General features: G+C 71.5%; 19 protein-coding genes and 1 pseudogene. 8 read left to right on the plus strand and 12 right to left on the minus strand.

The genetic code is table 11. The features are described from left to right. Positions 1 to 89: 89 nt before the first annotated feature. Positions 90 to 1115, plus strand: coding sequence for a glutathione S-transferase family protein (locus FDO69_RS30645; RefSeq protein WP_104784378.1), 1026 nt, complete (start codon positions 90 to 92; stop codon positions 1113 to 1115). Between the two features lie 34 nt (positions 1116 to 1149). Continuing rightward, positions 1150 to 1446: a DUF4235 domain-containing protein gene (locus FDO69_RS30650; RefSeq protein ID WP_102908626.1), complete on the plus strand. Its 297-nt coding sequence runs from the start codon at positions 1150 to 1152 to the stop codon at positions 1444 to 1446. 241 nt (positions 1447 to 1687) lie between these two features. On the opposite strand, the gene FDO69_RS30655 is transcribed toward FDO69_RS30650, so the two are convergent. Beyond that, positions 1688 to 2080 carry a VOC family protein gene (locus FDO69_RS30655; protein WP_030845174.1) on the minus strand — a complete coding sequence of 131 codons (393 nt, stop codon included), beginning with the start codon at positions 2078 to 2080 and terminating at the stop codon, positions 1688 to 1690. A 79-nt stretch (positions 2081 to 2159) separates the two neighbouring features. Then, positions 2160 to 2625, minus strand: a pseudogene (locus FDO69_RS30660) (pyridoxamine 5'-phosphate oxidase family protein). Positions 2626 to 2932: 307 nt separating this feature from the next. On the opposite strand from FDO69_RS30660, the gene FDO69_RS30665 reads away from it, so the two are divergent. Beyond that, entirely contained in the window at positions 2933 to 3964 is a 1032-nt protein-coding gene (locus FDO69_RS30665; RefSeq protein ID WP_104784381.1) for a 7-epi-alpha-eudesmol synthase, read from the plus strand. 47 nt (positions 3965 to 4011) lie between these two features. On the opposite strand, the gene FDO69_RS30670 is transcribed toward FDO69_RS30665, so the two are convergent. From FDO69_RS30670 to FDO69_RS30695, 6 genes are all read right to left on the minus strand, one after another. Next, on the minus strand, positions 4012 to 5262 hold the full coding sequence (locus FDO69_RS30670) for a cytochrome P450 (RefSeq protein WP_104784384.1): 1251 nt from the start codon (positions 5260 to 5262) through the stop codon (positions 4012 to 4014). After that, positions 5259 to 5861, minus strand: a complete 603-nt coding sequence (locus FDO69_RS30675; protein ID WP_104784387.1) for a GTP-binding protein — start codon at positions 5859 to 5861, stop codon at positions 5259 to 5261. The genes FDO69_RS30670 and FDO69_RS30675 overlap by 4 nt, the downstream gene beginning before the upstream one ends. After that, the gene (locus FDO69_RS30680; protein ID WP_104784390.1) at positions 5842 to 6213 is read right to left on the minus strand and encodes a DUF742 domain-containing protein; all 372 of its coding nucleotides are present in this window, start codon (positions 6211 to 6213) and stop codon (positions 5842 to 5844) included. The genes FDO69_RS30675 and FDO69_RS30680 overlap by 20 nt, the downstream gene beginning before the upstream one ends. Next, positions 6210 to 6620 carry a roadblock/LC7 domain-containing protein gene (locus tag FDO69_RS30685; RefSeq protein WP_003994857.1) on the minus strand — a complete coding sequence of 137 codons (411 nt, stop codon included), beginning with the start codon at positions 6618 to 6620 and terminating at the stop codon, positions 6210 to 6212. Before FDO69_RS30685 ends, FDO69_RS30680 begins: the two co-directional genes overlap by 4 nt. Beyond that, on the minus strand, positions 6617 to 8371 hold the full coding sequence (locus FDO69_RS30690; protein WP_104784393.1) for an ATP-binding protein: 1755 nt from the start codon (positions 8369 to 8371) through the stop codon (positions 6617 to 6619). The genes FDO69_RS30685 and FDO69_RS30690 overlap by 4 nt, the downstream gene beginning before the upstream one ends. A 286-nt stretch (positions 8372 to 8657) precedes the next feature. After that, on the minus strand, positions 8658 to 9602 hold the full coding sequence (locus tag FDO69_RS30695; RefSeq protein WP_104784396.1) for a GlxA family transcriptional regulator: 945 nt from the start codon (positions 9600 to 9602) through the stop codon (positions 8658 to 8660). 71 nt (positions 9603 to 9673) lie between these two features. Between FDO69_RS30695 and FDO69_RS30700 the strand changes: the two genes are divergently transcribed. Then, entirely contained in the window at positions 9674 to 10624 is a 951-nt protein-coding gene (locus tag FDO69_RS30700) for an NADP-dependent oxidoreductase (protein WP_104784398.1), read from the plus strand. A gap of 21 nt (positions 10625 to 10645) precedes the next feature. Here the strand turns inward: FDO69_RS30700 and FDO69_RS30705 are convergent, their stop codons facing one another. After that, the gene (locus FDO69_RS30705; protein WP_104784401.1) at positions 10646 to 11752 is read right to left on the minus strand and encodes an NAD(P)-dependent alcohol dehydrogenase; all 1107 of its coding nucleotides are present in this window, start codon (positions 11750 to 11752) and stop codon (positions 10646 to 10648) included. A 23-nt stretch (positions 11753 to 11775) separates the two neighbouring features. Next, the gene (locus FDO69_RS30710; protein WP_104784404.1) at positions 11776 to 13230 is read right to left on the minus strand and encodes an aldehyde dehydrogenase family protein; all 1455 of its coding nucleotides are present in this window, start codon (positions 13228 to 13230) and stop codon (positions 11776 to 11778) included. Positions 13231 to 13342: 112 nt separating this feature from the next. Between FDO69_RS30710 and FDO69_RS30715 the strand changes: the two genes are divergently transcribed. The 4 genes from FDO69_RS30715 (at position 13343) to FDO69_RS30730 (ending at position 15948) form a co-directional block, all read left to right on the plus strand. Beyond that, positions 13343 to 13780 (plus strand): MarR family winged helix-turn-helix transcriptional regulator, encoded by a 438-nt coding sequence (locus tag FDO69_RS30715; protein WP_104784406.1) that lies wholly within the window; start codon positions 13343 to 13345, stop codon positions 13778 to 13780. Between the two features lie 249 nt (positions 13781 to 14029). After that, positions 14030 to 14407 (plus strand): anti-sigma factor antagonist, encoded by a 378-nt coding sequence (locus FDO69_RS30720; RefSeq protein WP_104784409.1) that lies wholly within the window; start codon positions 14030 to 14032, stop codon positions 14405 to 14407. A 105-nt stretch (positions 14408 to 14512) separates the two neighbouring features. Then, on the plus strand, positions 14513 to 15175 hold the full coding sequence (locus tag FDO69_RS30725; RefSeq protein ID WP_104784412.1) for a DUF4230 domain-containing protein: 663 nt from the start codon (positions 14513 to 14515) through the stop codon (positions 15173 to 15175). A 227-nt stretch (positions 15176 to 15402) separates the two neighbouring features. Further along, positions 15403 to 15948, plus strand: a complete 546-nt coding sequence (locus FDO69_RS30730; protein ID WP_104784415.1) for a VanZ family protein — start codon at positions 15403 to 15405, stop codon at positions 15946 to 15948. A 21-nt stretch (positions 15949 to 15969) separates the two neighbouring features. Here FDO69_RS30730 and FDO69_RS30735 read toward each other — a convergent pair whose 3' ends face one another. Then, the gene (locus FDO69_RS30735) at positions 15970 to 16206 is read right to left on the minus strand and encodes a hypothetical protein (protein ID WP_104784418.1); all 237 of its coding nucleotides are present in this window, start codon (positions 16204 to 16206) and stop codon (positions 15970 to 15972) included. Positions 16207 to 16272: 66 nt separating this feature from the next. Beyond that, positions 16273 to 17082 (minus strand): SDR family oxidoreductase, encoded by an 810-nt coding sequence (locus FDO69_RS30740; RefSeq protein ID WP_104784421.1) that lies wholly within the window; start codon positions 17080 to 17082, stop codon positions 16273 to 16275. Between the last annotated feature and the right edge of the window lie 91 nt (positions 17083 to 17173).

Genomic DNA, 17173 nt, shown 5'->3' on the forward strand with positions numbered 1-17173 from the left:
GCCCCGGTCGGGGGTACTCACACCGTGCCGTCCACGGAAAACGGGGAACGCGTTCACCAGGGTCCCCGTACGGCAAGGAGGTCACCCCCATGAGCCGCGACGACGGCGACGACGGCAACACCGGCTACGGAAGGAGGGCGTTCAAACGGTCCAAGGCACACTTCGCGGACCGGATCACCGCGGACGGCCGGGACGGCTGGCCGGTGGAGGCCGGGCGCTACCGTCTGGTCGTCAGCCGTGCCTGCCCCTGGGCCAGCCGGTCCCTGGTCTCCCGGCGGCTGCTCGGCCTGGAGGACGCTCTGTCCCTGGCCGTGGCCGACCCGATCCAGGACGACCGCAGTTGGCGCTTCACGCTCGACGAGGACGGCCGCGACCCGGTTCTGGGCATCCGCTACCTCAGCGAGGCCTACGACCGCCGGGAGAGCGACTACCCGGGCGGTGTCAGCGTGCCGGCGATCGTGGACGTGCCCAGTGGGCAGCTGGTGACCAACGACTACCAGCAGCTCACCCTCGACCTCGCGACCGAGTGGACGGCCCTGCACCGCGACGGCGCGCCCGATCTGTACCCGGACAAGCTGCGCGACGAGATCGACGAGGTGAAGGCGGACGTCTACGAGGACGTCAACAACGGCGTCTACCGGGCGGGGTTCGCCACCGGGCAGGAGGAGTACGAGGCCGCCTGCGCCGGGGTGTTCCGGCGGCTGGAGCTGCTCGCGGGGCGGCTGGAGCGGCAGCGGTACCTCGTCGGCGACACGATCACCGAGGCGGACATCCGGCTGTTCACCACGCTGGTCCGCTTCGACGCGGTGTACCACGGCCACTTCAAGTGCAACCGCTGGAAGCTGACGGAGAACCAGGTCCTGTGGGGGTACGTCCGCGACCTGTACCAGACGCCCGGCTTTGGCGACACCGTCGACTTCGACCACATCAAGCGCCACTACTACCAGGTACACACGGGCATCAATCCGACCCGCATCGTGCCGCTCGGCCCGGACCTGTCCGGCTGGCTGTCCCCGCACCACCGCGAGGAGCTGGGCGGCCGGCCGTTCGGTGACGGCACACCGCCCGGGCCGGTCCGCGCCGAGGAGCGGATCCCGGCGGCGCACACCCCCTGACCACCTTCCCCCCCTCAACTACCAAGGAGTTCCCGTGGCAAAGAAGAAGAAGATGTCCCTCGCGTACCAGCCGGTCGGGTTCGTGCTCGGCTGGTCGGGCGGCTGGCTGGCCGGACTCGCCTTCCGCAAGACGTGGATGGCGATCCGGCACGAGGAGGACGCGCCGGACGCGCTGGACAAGGACCGCGGCTGGGGCGAGGTCCTGCTGGCCGCCGCGATCCAGGGCGCGATCTTCGCGGTGGTACGCAGTGCCGTGGACCGCGCGGGCGCCAAGGCCATCGAGCGCTCGACCGGCACCTGGCCGGTCGGCGAGAAGGGCGGCCGGGACTGACACGGCAACCCGGCCCCGCCCGGCGGCTGCCGGGGCGGGGCCGGGCGGAGCCGGGCGGCGGCTACCGGGCGACTGCCCGGCCGGGCGAGGCGAGGCCGGGCGGCTGCCGGGCCGGGCCGGCCTGCATGCACCTGTCCTGGGCGGGCAGCGCGGCTGCCGGGGCCGTGCCGGGCTCCCTCGGCCCGGGCAGTGTCACCGGCCCGGGCCTCGCCCTGACCGCGCTGTGCGTCGTCCTCGCGTCTCAGCCCTGCTTGGGTGCCGTCGGCGCGGTGCGGCGCAGGGTGAAGGAGTGGCCTGCCGGGTCGGCGTAGCCGCGTTCCTCCAGAGGGCCCGAGGGCTCCTTGGCCTCCAGGGGCCGGCCGCCGAGGCTGATGACGCGGCGTTCCACCGCGTCGAGGTCGTCCACCACGAACTCCAGATGGGCCTGGAGGGAGTTCTCGGGACGCGGCCAACTGGGCGGGGTCGCGTTGACGTCCCGGCGCAGGGCGATCCGGAAGCCGTCGGCGCTCTTGATCTCCACCCGGTTGGCGGTGGCGTCCGACTCCTCCCCCTCCAGCAGTTCCTTGTAGAACACGGCGAGCTTCTCGGGCTCGGCGCAGTCGAGCACGAGGACCCCCGCTTTCACCAGTGCCATGTCTCCTCCGCAGGATCGCGGCCGCGGGGCGGTCGTGCCCCACGGCCCTCTCCTGTGCGGATATCCCGGTCCAGCCGATTCAGTCGGTCTTCAACCACCTTCCGTCGCGCATGAGTTCGCGGCCGTCGAGTTCGTCGGCCTCCCGCCAGGCCTGCACCCGCCGCGGCACGACGCGGAAGTAGAGGTAGGGCGTGGCGAGCCGGCGGGGGTCGAACCCGGTCTTGGCGGCGAAGAGTTCGGCGTCCTGCTCGGTCAGCTCGCCGGGCTGGACCGTCTCGACGGCTCCCTCGACCATGACGACGTCCCGGGTCGGCCCGATGCCCACCCGGGCCTGGCCGGACGCGGCCAGGTTCCGTCCGGTGGGGCTCGACGCGGGCCATGGCGAACAGCAGGTACGAGCCGTTCCAGAGGAAGGACAGCGGGACGAGGTACGGCGTGCCGGACGCGCAGTCGGCCGTGGCGACCCAGGCGTCCACGTCGTGGTCAAGCCGGTGCAGGGTGTCCTTCTTGCGCTGCTCAGCGCTGCGTACGGGTGCGGACGTCATCGCGGTGCGCCTCCTGATGAGTCGTCGGACGGACTCGGACCAGTGTGGCGTGCCGAGACGCCGGAGGCACGGCGGACAAGTCGGGGCCTGATGAGGGAGGAGGGAGTGTACGCAGCTCACATGCTTCCCGCCGTAACCGAGATCACGGTGGTGTCACGGAATGGCTTGTTCAGGCCTTGGGCAGCCTCGTAGCGCTTCTCGGTTCAAGGTTCGGACTGCGAAGCCGAGTTCGAGTGTGCGGCCGGTCACGAAACCGTCCGCTCGCAGGGGCGGGGGGCTCTGCGGTCCGTCTCCCGGAAGGAAGCACATGCCTCAGGACGTCCGATTCGACCTGCCCTTCGACACCCCCGTCAGTGAGCATCTGGAGTTCGCCCGGGCGCGACATCTGCGCTGGGTGTGGGACATGCGCCTGGTCCGCAGCCGGGAAGGCTTCGAGGAGTACAAGTCCTGGGACCTGCCCCTGGCCGCCGCCCGCACCTATCCGCACGCGTCGGCGGACGACATGGTCGTCCTGATGAACTGGTTCTCCCTGGCCTTCCTCTTCGACGACCAGTTCGACGCCAGCAGGCCCGACCGGGCCGACCGCATAGCGGAGGTCGCCCGGGAACTGATCGTCACTCCCCTGCGTCCGGCCGGCAGCCCGCCCCGGGTGGTCTGTCCGATATCCGTTGCCTGGGCCGAGGTGTGGAACCACCTCTCTTATGGCATGTCCTTGACATGGCAGACCCGCTTCGCCGCCTCCTGGGGACGGTTCCTCGTCGCCCACTGCGAGGAGGTCGACCTGGCCGCCCGGGGGCTGGAGGGGACGCTCACGCTCGACGAGTACACGGCCTTCCGGCGCCGTACGGTCGGCATCCACCACAGCATCGACGCGGGTGAGCGCAGCCGCGGCTTCGAGGTGCCGGCCCAGGCGATGGCGCATCCGGTGATGGAGCGGATGCGTGATCTGGCCGCGGACACCATCGGCTTCATGAACGACATCCACTCCTTCGAGCGGGAGAAGCGCCGCGGCGACGGTCACAACCTCATCGCCGTGCTGCGCCGGGAGCGGGGCTGCTCGTGGCAGGAGGCCACCGACGAGGCGTACCGGATGACGATCGGCTGCCTCGACGAGTACCTCGAACTCCAGGAGCGCGTCCCGCACATGTGCGACGAGCTGCGGCTCGACGAATCGGAGCGCGACCGGGTGCGGAGGGGAGTGGAGGCCATTCAGCACTGGATCAACGGCAACTACGAGTGGGCGCTGGTCACCGGCCGTTACGCGGCGGCGAAGGGAGGCGCGGTGGCCACGGCCGAACAGGCCGGACGCGGCTCGGTGGACGACCTGCTGACCGTGTGACACGGCGGTGCCCGGCCGAACGTCCGGCCGGGCATCGCACGGCGGCGCTATACGGCGAACTCGACCGGCAGGCTGTCCAGCCGGGACTCCCACGTGGAGGCGGTCGAGGTGAGCTCCTCCGCCGGCACGGCCAGGGTCAGGCCCGGCAGGCGGTGCAGCAGGACGTCGACGGCGATCTCGATGATGGACTGCCCGATGCCCTGCCCGGGGCATTCGTGCGGGCCCGAACTGAATGCCAGGTGGGCCTGGTTGCCCTGGACCGACACCCCGGTGTCCGGCCGGACGTCGGGGTCGGCGTTGCCCGCGGCCAGACCCAGCACCAGCAGGTCGCCCTCCTGGATCTGATGGCCGCCGAGTTCCAGGTCGCCGGCGGCGAACCGGCCCGGCAGTACGGCCAGCGGCGGGCTGTTCCACATGACCTCCTCCACCACGGCGGAGACGTTCAGCTGGCCGCTGATCAGTCCGGAGAGCCGGGCGGTGTCGGTGAGGATCATCTCCAGGACCCGGGCCAGCAGGTTGCTGGTCGTGGTGTGCGCGGCGATCAGCACCAGACGCAGATGGCTGACCACCTCGTCCTCGTCGAGACCGGCCGCGTGTCCCAGCAGGGCGGTGGTGAAGTCGCCACCGGGCTCGGCCCGTTTGCGCTCGGCCAGTTCGCCGAGGATCACCATGATGCGGTCGTTGTGCGCGAGGGCGTCCTCACCGCCCTTGAGGACCTGGGCACAGGACTCGACCAGGTTCCGCCCCTCCGCCTCTGCGAGCCCGAGGATGCGGGAGAGCACGAGCATCGGCAGGTACTCGGAGTAGTCCGACACGAGGTCGGCGCGTCCGGTGTCCGCGAACGCGTCGATCAGCTTGTTCGCGAGGCGGGTCGCGTGACGCCGGATGCCGCGGCTCGCGGCCGCCTGGAGCCCGTCGGTGACGGCCGCCCGCAGCCTGCGGTGCGGTTCGCCGTCCTGGGAGACGCAGTCCGGGCGCCAGCCGAGCATCGGAATCAGCGGCGAGGTCTCCTCCACACGCCCGTCGGCCCAGTCCCGCCAGATCCGCGCGTCCCGGCTGAACTGGCGCGGGTTGTCGAGCACCCGCCGGTTGTCGCGGTAGCCGAGGACCAGCCAGGCGGGCACGTCGCCCTCGAGCAGGACCGGCGCGACCGAGCCGTGCTCCTTGCGCAGCCGCTCGTAGATGCCCTCCGGGTCGGTCGCGGCGTCCGGGCCGTACAGCCGGGTCAGGTCCGCTCCGTGATGGGCGACGGGGCAGCCGCGGACGGCCTGGAGGCTGGATTCGGTCGAGTCGTTCATCGGGGCTCCAGGGCCACGGCCGAGCGTTCCTTCAGATGGTGGATCAGTGCGACGAGGACGTCCCGGCTGGAGGCGCGGTCGCGGGCGTCGAAGGCCACGACCGGGGTGTGCTCGGGGATGTCCAGGGCGTCCCGGATCTCCTCGACCGGGTAGTTCCGGGAGTCGGGGAAGACGTTCAGCGCGACGACGAAGGGGACTTCCTGCCGCTCCATCTCCTCGATCGCCCGGAAACTGGACTCCAGCCGGCGCGTGTCCACCAGGACGATCGCCCCGAGCGCACCCTTGAACAGGCCGTTCCACAGGAACCAGAACCGTTCCTGTCCGGGCGTGCCGAACAGGTACAGCACCAGACTCTCGTTGATGCCGATCTTGCCGAAGTCCAGGCTGACGGTGGTCTGCGTCTTGTCGGCGACGCCGATGAGATGGTCGACGTCGACACTGGCCTGGGTGAGGGTCTCCTCGGTGGTGAGCGGCTTGATGTCGCTGACCGACCGGACCATGGTGGTCTTCCCGGTGCCGAACCCGCCGGCGATCATCACCTTCACCGAGCGGGTGTCCCCGGCCGAGCCACCGGGTTGGTCAAAGCCTTTCAAGTCCACTGAGTACCTCCTCAAGGAGCGCAAGGTCGGGCCCGCGGCCGGCTTCGTGTGCCGGGATGGGGTTACGGGCTTCGACGCGACCTGCGTCCAGCAGGTCCGACAGCAGCACCGCGAGAATGTTGAAGGGGAGCCCGAGGTGAGCGCCGAGTTCGGCGACCGACAGCGGGTCGCGGCAGCGGCGGAGGATCTCCTCGTGCTCGTGCTGCATGCCCGGTAACGGGGCGGCGCGGGCGACGACCAGGGTCGCCACGTCGAGGCTCGACGCCGAACCGCCCGGTCCGCTGCGCCCTCCGGTGAGGACGTAGTAGCGCTCGAGACCGGACGGGTCCGACGGTCTGCGGGGAGCACTCATCCAGAGTGCTCCTCCAGGCGCGGAGTGGTGCCGAGGAGCTCACCCATCCTGCGGGCCAGGTCCCTCATCTGGTGCCCGAGCAGGCCCTGGTCCAGGCCTTCCCTGGCGAGGACACCGAGGTACGTCTCCACACCGGCGCGCACGACGAAGAGGTGCCCGCCGTCCACCTCGATCATCGCCAGGCGCAACTGCCCGGCGTACTTGGGGAACTGCTCGGCCACCGGCTGGGCCAGCGCCTGCAGGCCGGCCACCACGGCGGCGAAGCGGTCGACGTCGTCGGGGTCTTCGGCGCCGTAGGAGGTGATGGCCTTGCCGTCGCTGGAGGCCACGAGGGCGAAACGGATCTCCTGGATGCTCTCGACGAGATCGCGGAGCGCCCAGCTCACGTCTGTTCCTTGTTGCGTCATGAGGAGTGGTCGCTCTCTTCGGTGCGGTGCTCGGTGTACTCGCGGCCGGCGAGGGTGTCGCGGTCGTCGGCCGGCTCGGAGGCCTCCGCCGCCTCGCGTCCGGCGGTGGCGAAGGCGGCGAGTCCCGAGAAGGACGCGTCCGGCGGAACGGCCGCGACGGTGACCCGGTCGCTTCGCTCTGCCGCTCTGGGCGCCTCCGTCTCGTTGCGCTTGCTGCGGCGGCGGGGCAGGCCGCCGGGCGTGGTCTGCCCGGTGGCGGCCTCGGCGGCCCGTGGTTCGGGCGCGGTGGCCGTCTCGCGGGCCGGTGCGGCCGCGGCGGTGCGTGCCTCCGGGGCGGGTGCGGCCGTGGGCAGCGGGCTGAAGTACTTGTGCGGCACGACGACCACCACCGAGGTGCCGAGCCACGGGGAATCCGCGAAGGTGACGCGGATGCCGTAGCGGCGGGCGAGTGCGCCGACGACGCGCAGGCCGATGTTGGCGTCCTCGGTGATACCGCCGAGGCCGGCGCCGGGCGCGGTGCCCGCGAGGGCGTGCTCGGCCTCGCGCTTCTTCTCCTCGCTCAGGCCCTTGCCGGAGTCCTGGATCTCGATGCCGACGCCGTTGGGCACCTCCTTGCCGGAGATGAGCACCGGCTCGGTGGGCGGCGAGTAGCGGGCCGCGTTGTCCAGCAGGTGGGCCAGGATCAGCGTGAGGTGGTCGACGAGGCCGCCGTCGACGCCCAGTTCGGGCAGGTGGCGCACCTGGATCCGGTGGAAGTCCTTGATCCGGCCGATGCCGCCGCGCACCACGCTCAGCAGCCGCTGCGGCTCCTGCCACTGCCGGCCGGGCCGGTCCGAGCCGCCGAGCACGCCGATGCTGGCGGCGAGCGAGTCGGCGGGGCCGAGTTCCTGGTCGAGTTCCATCAGGCCCCGGGCGACGGCCGGCAACCGGCCGTGCTCGCCCTGCATCTCGTGCAGCCGGCCGCGGAGCTTGCTGGTCAGGACGTGGATGCGGTTGCCGATGCTGATCACGGCCTGCTCGGCGGAGGTGGACCGGTCGAACTCCGCTTCCAGGCCGATCAAAGAGGTGCGCAGCAGTTTGCGCAGCTCGGCCTGGAGTTCCGAACTGACCTTGGCGCACTGGTTGACGGTGGGCAGCAGGTCGTCGATGGCGTCGCCGGCGCGCAGTTTGGTCATCGCGTCGGGCAGCTGCTCGTCGGCGAGCCGGGCGACCGCGGCGAGCTGGTGGGAGAGCTGCTCCTGCCAGACCTCGGCCTGGTCGGCGAGCTGGGCCTCGTAGGAGGTGGCCTGCTCGGTCAGCCGTTCCTCATAGGCCCTGGACCTGTCGGCGAGCTGCGACTCGTACGTGGCCCTCTGGTCGGCCAGCTGCGACTCGTAGGTGGCGCTCTGGTCGGCCAGGCGCCGCTCGTAGGCCGCGTTCTGCTCGTTGAGCTGGGATTCCAGGCCGGCGCGATCGGCGGAGAACTTGCGTTCCAGGCCCGCCACGTGCTGCTGCCACTGCATGTTGTGCTCGGCCTGCGTGGCGCGGAAGGAGCCTTCCGCCCGGTGCAGTTGTGCCCGGGTGCGCAGCAGCAGCCGTACGCACACGGCACCGGCCGCCGTCGCCGCGATTCCGGCGACGGCCGTGGTTATTCGCTCCGAGCTCATGAACGTGGCGGCAACGGTCCCGCCTCCCAGGCCCAGCGGCATCAACCACCAGCTGTACCAGGCGACAGGGGCCCGCGCCGCCGGTGGCGGAGTGGCGAGTTCCATCTGCATCCTTCGAAGCAACACGAACGAACAGGGGGGTGTGTGGACCGCACTCATGAGTACGCACCGCGGGTCGACTGGACGCGATCGCGTCAACTCGCAGCGCCGATCGGAACCTTATCGGGTTTGGACCCGAAAGGATCAATCTCGTCCCCCGGGCGGACGTGAGGGTTCCGTCACGCTCCGACAGAAGGCAACAGGTCGACAAATGGCTTTGCAGCCGCCGGAATTGGGCGCTTGTCGGGCCACACGTCGACTGCCCACCACGTCGCGCGGCTGCCGTCGCTGATCAGCGGGCGGTCTGGAACGTGCGGCGGTAGGCCTGCGGGGAGACCCCGATCGCCGCGTTCAGGTGCTGGCGCAAAGACGCGCCGGTCGCGAAGCCGACCCGGCCGGCGATCTGATCCACTGTCAGGTCGCTGGACTCCAGCAGATGCCGGGCCCGGACCACGCGCTGCTGGATCAGCCAGCGGCCCGGACTGAGGCCCACCTCGTCCTGGAAGCGGCGGGCGAAGGTGCGCTGGCTCATCCGCGCGTGGCCGGACAGATCGGCCAGGGTGAGCGGTTCGTCGAGGCGCTCCAGAGCCCAGGCACGGGTGGCCGCGGTGCTCGCGGCGCCCTGCTCGGGGACGGGCTGCTCGATGTACTGGGCCTGGCCGCCGTCCCGGAAGGGCGGGACGACACAGCGGCGGGCGACGCTGTTGGCCAGCCGGCTGCCGTGGTCCTTGCGGACGAGGTGCAGGCAGATGTCCACGCCGGAGGCGGCCCCGGCGGAGGTCAGGAACGGGTGGTCGTCGACGAACAGCACGTCCGGGTCGAGGTCGACGCGCGGGAACATGCGGCGGAACCGGTCGGCTACCTGCCAGTGGGTGGTCGCCCGGTGTCCGTCGAGGAGACCGGCGGCGGCCAGGACGAAGGCGCCGGTGCAGATGGAGACGATGCGGGTGCCGGGGCGGATGAGCGCGAGCGCGGCCAGGACGTCCCCGGACACCTCGTCGGCCAGATGGTCGGGGGCGACGGGCGCGATCACGACCGTGTCCGCCGTGGCCAGGGCCTCGGGGCCGTGCTCGACGGTGACGCCGAAGTCCGCGTTGGTGCGTACCGGACGGCCGCCGACGGAACAGGTGAGGACCTCGTACCGGCCGTCGGCCGCGCCGAGGATCCGGCTGGGGATGCCCAGCTCGAAGGGGTACACCCCGTCCAGGGCCAGGACCACCACTCGTTCACGTCGCATGGCACGATCGTATCGAATGTTGGCAATCTTGCCATTGGCGCGGGGTCCGCCGACCGGCACGCTGGTGGACCATGAGCACACAGAACACGATGCGAGCCATCAGCCAGGACGCCCTCGGCGGCCCCGAGGTCCTGAAGGAAGTGGAGATCGAGCGCCCGGAACCGAAGCCCAACGAGGTACTGGTCCGGGTGCGGGCCGCCGGGGTCAACCCGACCGACTGGAAGCACCGCGCCACCGGTGGATTCCTGGGCGAACCGCCCTTCGTCCTCGGCTGGGACGTCTCCGGGGTGGTGGAGGCGGTCGGCATCGGCGTCGTGGCCTTCGCGCCCGGTGACGAGGTCTTCGGCATGCTGCCGTATCCGTACGGGCACGGTTCGCACGCCGAGTACGTCATCGCCCCGGTCCGCGCCCTCGCCCGCAAGCCGGCCGGCGTCGACCACACCCAGGCGGGCGCGCTCCCGCTGGTCTCGCTCACCGCCTGGCAGGCACTGACCGAGCACGCGGACATCCGTCCCGGGCAGCGGGTGCTGATCCACGCCGCGGCCGGCGGGGTCGGGCACGTGGCGGTGCAGATCGCGAAGGCGCGCGGCGCCTATGTGATCGGCACGGCGAGCGCGGGCAAGCACGAGTTCCTGCGCGGCATCGGCGTCGACGAGGCGATCGACTACCGGGAGACGGACTTCACCGAGGCCGTGAAGGACGCCGACGTCGTCCTGGACACGATCGGCGGCGACAACGCCCTGCGCTCGCTGCGCGTGCTGCGCCCCGGCGGTGTCCTGGTCTCGATCCTCCCGGGCGGCTCGGACGAGCTCTACGAGGAGGCCGAGCGGCTCGGTGTGCGGGCGCTGCGGATGCTGGTGGACGCCGACCGCGGCGGCATGGAGGCGGTCGCGGAGCTCGTGGAGGCGGGGAAGCTGCGCGCCACGATCGCCGGGACCTTCCCGCTGGCCGAGGCCGCCGAGGCACACGCCCTCGGCGACACCGGCCGTACGACGGGGAAGCTGGTCCTGCTGAACGACTGAGCCGGTGGCGCGCGGGCGGTCTCAGAACGTCAGGACCGGCTTGATCGTCTTGCCGGACCTCATGTCCTGGACCGCCCGGTCGATGTCGTCGAAGGGGTAGGTGCCGATCAGGCGGTGCAGCGGGAGCCGTCCGTCCTTCACCAGCGCGACCAGGGCCGGGATCATGGTCTGCGTCTCGCTGTCGCCGAGGGTGAGGCCGACGACGTGCTTGCCGCCGAGGAGGCCGTTGACGTCCAGGGCGACCTCGGTGCCGAAGGGCGGGGCGCCGACCACGACCAGGGTGCCGCGCGCGGCGAGCGCGTCGACGCCCTGGCGCAGGACTGCCACGTTGCCGGTGGTCTCCACGATGCCGTCCGCGCCCTGGCCCGCGGTGATCTCGGCGAGGGCCGGGGCGAGGTCCGTTCCGCCGGCGTCGACGGTGTGGGTGGCGCCCAGCTCCCTGGCCAGGGCCAGGCGTTCGGCGACCCGGTCGACGGCGACGATCCTGGTGGCCGGGGTGAGCGCCGCCGCCATCACGGCCGACAGGCCGACCGCTCCGGCGCCCAGGACGACGACCGTGCCGCCGGTCTCCGGCTTCAGGACGTTCCACACGGCCCCGACACCGGTCTGTACGCCGCAGCCCAGCGGGGCGATCGACTCCAGCGGCACGTCCGGGTCGACCTTGACCAGGCTGCGCTCGTCGGCCAGCGCCAGCTCCGCGAAGGACGACTGGCCGAAGAAGTGGCCGCCCAGCGCCTCGCCGCCCCGACTGATGGTGCTGGTGCCGTCGGCCCGACTGCCGCCGATCAGGTTCAGCGGCAGCCAGGTCGCGCAGTACGCCGGGTGCCCGCCGCGGCAGTTGCGGCAGTCGCCGCAGGAGGTGAAGGAGAGCAGGACGTGGTCGCCCGGCGCGATGCCGGTGACGGCGGGGCCGACGGCCTCGACGACGCCCGCGCCCTCGTGGCCCAGGACCCCGGGCAGCGGGAACGGCAGTCCGCCGCTCGCCACCCCGAGGTCGGTGTGGCACAGGCCGGTGGCGACCATGCGGACCAGCGCCTCGTGCGGGCCGGGGGCGTCGAGGACGACGTCGGAGAGGGTGAAGGGGGCGCCGCCGGACTCGACGACCGCGGCTCGGGTGGTGATGGGCATCGCGATGACTCCTTGACGGTCGCTCAGTCGAGCGAGACGACGACGGACTTGACCTGGGTGTAGCCGGCGAGGGCCTCGGGCCCGTACTCGCGGCCGTAGCCGGAGTCCTTCACCCCGCCGAAGGGCACCGCGGGGTCGAGCATCGCCCAGTCGTTGACCCAGACGATGCCGGCCTGGAGCCGGCCGGCGACCCGGTGCGCGCGGGCGAGGTTGCTGGTCTGGACACCCGAGGCCAGGCCGTAGGGCGTGGAGTTGGCGAGGGCGACGGCCTCGTCCTCGTCGTCGAAGGGCTGCACGGTGAGGACCGGGCCGAAGATCTCCTCCTGGATCACGCGGGAGTCGTTCGCCAGGTCGGCGATGACGGTGGGCCGGTAGTAATAGCCGCCGTCGAGGTCGAGCCGCTCGCCGCCGCAGACGACGCGGGCGCCCTCCTTGCGGGCCAGGGCGACATACTCCTCGACCTTCCTCAGGTGTTTCTCGGCCGCCATCGGGCCGACGACCGTGTCCGGGTCGCGGGGGTCACCGACCGGTACACCGGGCACGGCCTCGGCGAGGATGCCGAGCAGCGTCGGATACACCGAGCGGGCCACCAGCAGGCGCGGGCCGCCCATGCAGAACTGGCCTGTGTTGAAGACGAAGCCCTTGATGACGGCGCCGACCGCCTTCTCCAGGTCGGCGTCCTCGAAGACGATGTGGGCGGCGTTGCCACCGAGTTCCATGGTGACGGGTTTGAGCGCCTCCCCCGCTACGCTCGCCACGTGGCGGCCGATGGCGGTCGAGCCGGTGAAGGCGACCTTGTCGACAGCGCGGTGCCGCAGCAGCGCCTCGCCCGCCACCGGGCCGCTGCCGGTCACGACGTTGACCACGCCGTCGGGGACACCCGCCTCCTGGAGCAGCCGGGCCATGTACAGGGCGCTGAGCGGAGTCTCGTCGGCAGGCTTGTGGACGACGGTGTTGCCGGCGGCCAGCGCCGGGGCGAGCTTCGAACCGTTCAGGATCAGGGGGAAGTTGAACGGGGTGATCGCGGCGACCACGCCGAGGGGCTCGCGCCTGGTGTAGGCGAGGGCGTTCATGGGGAGGTCGCGCAGGGCGCCGTCCTGGCTCTGGGCGAGGTGGGCGTAGTACTCGTAGTCGTTGGCGGCGTTGGTGACGTCGACCGCGCCGCACAGCGTGATCGGCTTGCCGACGTCCAGGCTCTCCAGCGCGGCGAGCTCGTCGGCGTTCTCCCGGATCAGCTGGGCGACGCGCTGCAGCACCCGGCCGCGCTCACGCCCGCTCAGACCGGACCAGGCGCCGTCGTCGAAGGCCTCACGGGCGGCACGGACGGCCGCGTCGACGTCGGCGGGGCCCGCCTCGGCGACGGTGGTGACGACCGTGCCCCGGGACGGGTCGATCACCTCGGTGCGCGCCCCGTCGGCGGCCTCGCGCCATCGGCCCCCGATGAACAGTTGCCCGGGTGTGCTCTCGAAGGTGGTCATCGCCACTCCTCAGCATCGTCGCCACGTTTCCCAAAGTTTCAACAAACAGGATTCCTGTCTGTGTGCAGTTTCAGGAGAGACAGGAATCCTGTCAATGCTCTAGCCTGCCTCCATGCTGGACGCACAGGTGACCAAGGCGCCCCCCTCCCTGCTCTACATGGTCAAGCAGGTGGAGCTCGTCGTCCGCTCCCATCTGGACGAGCTGGTCAGACCCTCCGGGATCACCGCCCTCCAGTACACGGCGCTGACCGTGCTGGAGCGGCACGACGGGCTGTCCGCGGCCCAGCTGGCGCGCGACTCCTTCGTCACCGCCCAGTCCATCGCGGACCTGGTCCGCTCCCTCGAAGGCCGCGCGCTGGTGCGCCGGGAGCGCAACCCGCGCAATCGCCGGGAGCTGCTGATCCTGCTCACCGACTCCGGCCGCGAGCTGCTCGCCCGGCACTCCGGGCCGGTCCGCGAACTGGAGGAGCGGATGGTCCGCGACCTCACCGCGCGTCAGACCGAGCAGTTCCGCCAGGCACTCACCCAGGCCTGGCACGCCCTGTCGTAGCCCGTCGGGGCTTCAGGACGCGCGCTGGAACCACCCCCGCGCACGCCCCAAGACCACACCCACGCGCACCCCGGAACCACGCCCGCGCACGCCCCGGCGCGAACCTCGGCCAACTCGGCGGGAATTCAAAGACATATGTCAATCGAACATGCTCAAATTCACTCGTTGGAGGGTAACTTGCAGGGCGGGGACCGGTGTTGAGGCCGTAGCCCCTCCCCATGCACGGAGCAGGCTGGAGGCGATCTCGTCGTGCGGCAGGAACCTGCACCGCTCACCCGGCATCTGCGCGTGCGCCACGAACGGGGACACACGGTGCTGGAGTTCCGCGGCGAGATCGATCTCGCCGCGGCCTCGGAGATCGCACCACACCTGGACCGGGAGACCGACCGCCCGGCCGCCCGGGTCGTCATCGACCTCAGCGGGACCGACTTCTTCGACTGTTCCGGACTGCGGCTGCTGTACCGCGCCCGCAGCCGGGTCCTCGAGCGGCGAGGCCAGGTGCTCCTCGTCTGCGCGCACCCGCTGACGCTGCGTGTCCTGCGGATCACCGGCCTGTCCCGGCTCCTGCCTCCGCAGCCGACGCTGGACGCGGCGCTGGAGCAGCCGGAGGCGACGTCCCGCCCGTGACGGGTATGCGCCCCGCATGCTTCCGCCGGGGTCCTTCCATCCTGAACTCGGCGGTCTGGCAGGGGGTGTGGCGGGCATCCGGTCAGTAGGAAGGAGGGCCGTCGCATGACGACTCCCGTCAAGCGCCTCCCCGGGCGCATGCCCGGCTGGGCGAAGGTGGTGACCGCGCTCGTGGTGCTGCTCATCGTGTTCTTCGCCGGGCTCCGGCTGAGCGTGATCCCGGGCCTGAAGGACCTGTTCGGCACCGAGACCCAGGACCGGTCCGGCCCCGCGCTGCTGAAGTCCATCCAGGACATCAGCCGCTACGACGCCGCCTCCGGCAACTTCCAGGTCGTCGTGGACCTGGAGAAGGACGCCAAGCTCCTGCCCGACGCGATCCGCGGCACCCGCACCCTGTACGTCGGAGCGGGCACCGTCGACGCCTACGTCGACCTGGGCAAGGTCGGCGAGAACGACGTGCGGGTCAACGGCGACCGCACGTCCGCCACGCTCCGGCTGCCCCACGCCCAACTGGGCAAGCCCGCCCTCGACCCCGACCGCTCCTACGCGGTCTCCAAGCAACGCGGTCTCTTCGACCGCCTCGGCGACCTGTTCTCGGACAACCCCAACGGAGAGCAGGCCGTGCAGAAGCTCGCGGTGCGGCACATCGGCGACGCGGCGAAGGAGAGCGAGCTGACCGCGCGCGCCGAGTCGAACACCACCGGCATGCTCGAGGGCCTGCTGCGCTCCCTGGGCTTCAAGGAGGTGCGCGTCTCGTACGGGAGCTGACCGGCTTCCGAGGCCGCGACAGGGCCGGTGCGCCCGGCGGCGTCGTGCTCATCGGGAGCCACGACACAGAGGAGTGCCCGGGCGGAACGCGGGGCAACCGAGGGTGGGAACGGTCCCGGGCGACACCGCCCGGGACCGTGGCCCGGAACCACCCCCCACGGCATCGTCGGCGCGCCCGGGGGTAACCGCCCTGTCACGCAGGGAAATTGAAGAGTGGAGGACCCTCCATGGCCAGTGCTGCCTCACGTCCCCGGACCACCGGGCCCGGGAGCGAGCGACGCCCGCTCCCGTGGCCCGTCCGGCTGCTGGCGATGCTGTGCGCGTTCATGTTCATGGTCGCCTTCGCCGTGGTGCTGGCCCGGCTGACCCTGCAGCCCTCGCCGGCCTCGGAGGCGCTGACCCACAGCAATCTGCAACCGGGCAGCTCCCTGAAGGCCTATCTCGACCAGCCCGAACTGCGAGACGCGTACAAGCAGATCGGCGGCAACATCCTGCTCGGTATCCCCTTCGGTGTCCTGGTGCCCGTGGTCGCCCCCCGCACCCGCGGCATCCTGCGGGTGCTGCTCCTGACCGCGATCGTGATGCTCCTGGTGGAGTTCGCCCAAGGGGCCCTCGTCACCGGCCGCGCCTTCGACATCGACGACGTCATCCTCAACACCACGGGCGCGCTCATCGGTTACCTGCTGCTGGGGCGCCGCCTCAGCAGGGCCGTCCACGCACGCAGGCCCCGCCCGGCCCGGGCGGAGCGGAAGCCGTCGGCGGGCAAGGTCTAGCAGCGCACGCCGCGTGCGGCACTAATGCACGGTCCAGGTGAACTTGTCTCCGCCCACCCAGCGGACCACGTCCGGATCGTCCATGTCGTGCACGGGAATGCCGAACGCGGCCGCGGCCGCCAGTACGTCGGTGACGGCCCGGGCCTCCCCGACCACCTGTCCGTCGATCTGCACGATCCGGAACGGCGGTGTGCCCGGCTGTACCCCGAGCACCAGGATCCGCGGGTGCGATATGTACGGGCTCGCGCTTTCGGTCATGCATCGAGCCTAGAACGCAACCGGCGCCGGCGCGGGTCCAGGGCGCCCGCCGGGCCGCCCGGCCGCTCAGGGGCGGCGCCAGTCGTGGCCGGGCAGGTGGGACCCGGCCTGCGGGCCCATCCGCAGCATGCCGCCGTCGACGCTCCAGGACGCGCCGGTGACGTACGAGGCGTCCGGGCCGGCGAGGAAGGCGATGACCGCGGCGACCTCCCGCGCGTCTCCGGGCCGGCCGAGCGGGATGCCCGGGCGGCTCTCGGTGTGCGGGTCGGTGTCCTCCTGCCCGGTCATGGGCGTGGAGATCTCGCCCGGCGCCACGGCGTTGACGGTGATGCGGTGCTCGGCCAGTTCGAGTGCCATGACCTGGGTGAGCAGCCCGAGACCGCCCTTGGCCGCGCAATAGGGGGCGGCGCCCACCCGAGGCTGGTGCTCGTGGACGGACGTGACGTTGATGATCCGGCCGCCCTCGCCGTGCCCGATCATGTGCCGGGCCGCCTTCTGCCCGCACAGGAAGGGCCCCACGAGATCCACGTCGAGGACCTCGCGCACGTCCTGCAGCTCCAGGTCGAGGAAGGGCGTCATGGTGCCGGTGCCGGCGTTGTTGACCAGCACGTCGATGCGGCCCAGCCGCTCGCACAGCTCGTCGACGGTGTCGGCGGCGTCGGGCAGCCGGGTGAGGTCCATCCGGGCGACCTCGGCCCGCTGTCCGTGCGCACGCACCTCGTCGGCCGTCTCCTGCGCCCCCTTGCGGTCGGTGTGGTAAGTGATGCCGACGTCCATGCCCGCCTGCGCCAGGTGGACCGCGGTGGCGCGGCCGATGCCGGAGTCGGCGCCGGTGATCACGGCGACTTTGCTGGTGGGCGCGGTAGGGCCGGACATGGCAGGTCTCCTCGTCGAGAGGTGGGGGCGAGGCATCGCAGTACCCGGGGGCACACCGGGCAAACCGGCCGCCCGTTCGTGCGGCCCGCGG

This window comes from Streptomyces tibetensis (assembly GCF_007655005.1).
Classification (GTDB): domain Bacteria; phylum Actinomycetota; class Actinomycetes; order Streptomycetales; family Streptomycetaceae; genus Streptomyces; species Streptomyces tibetensis.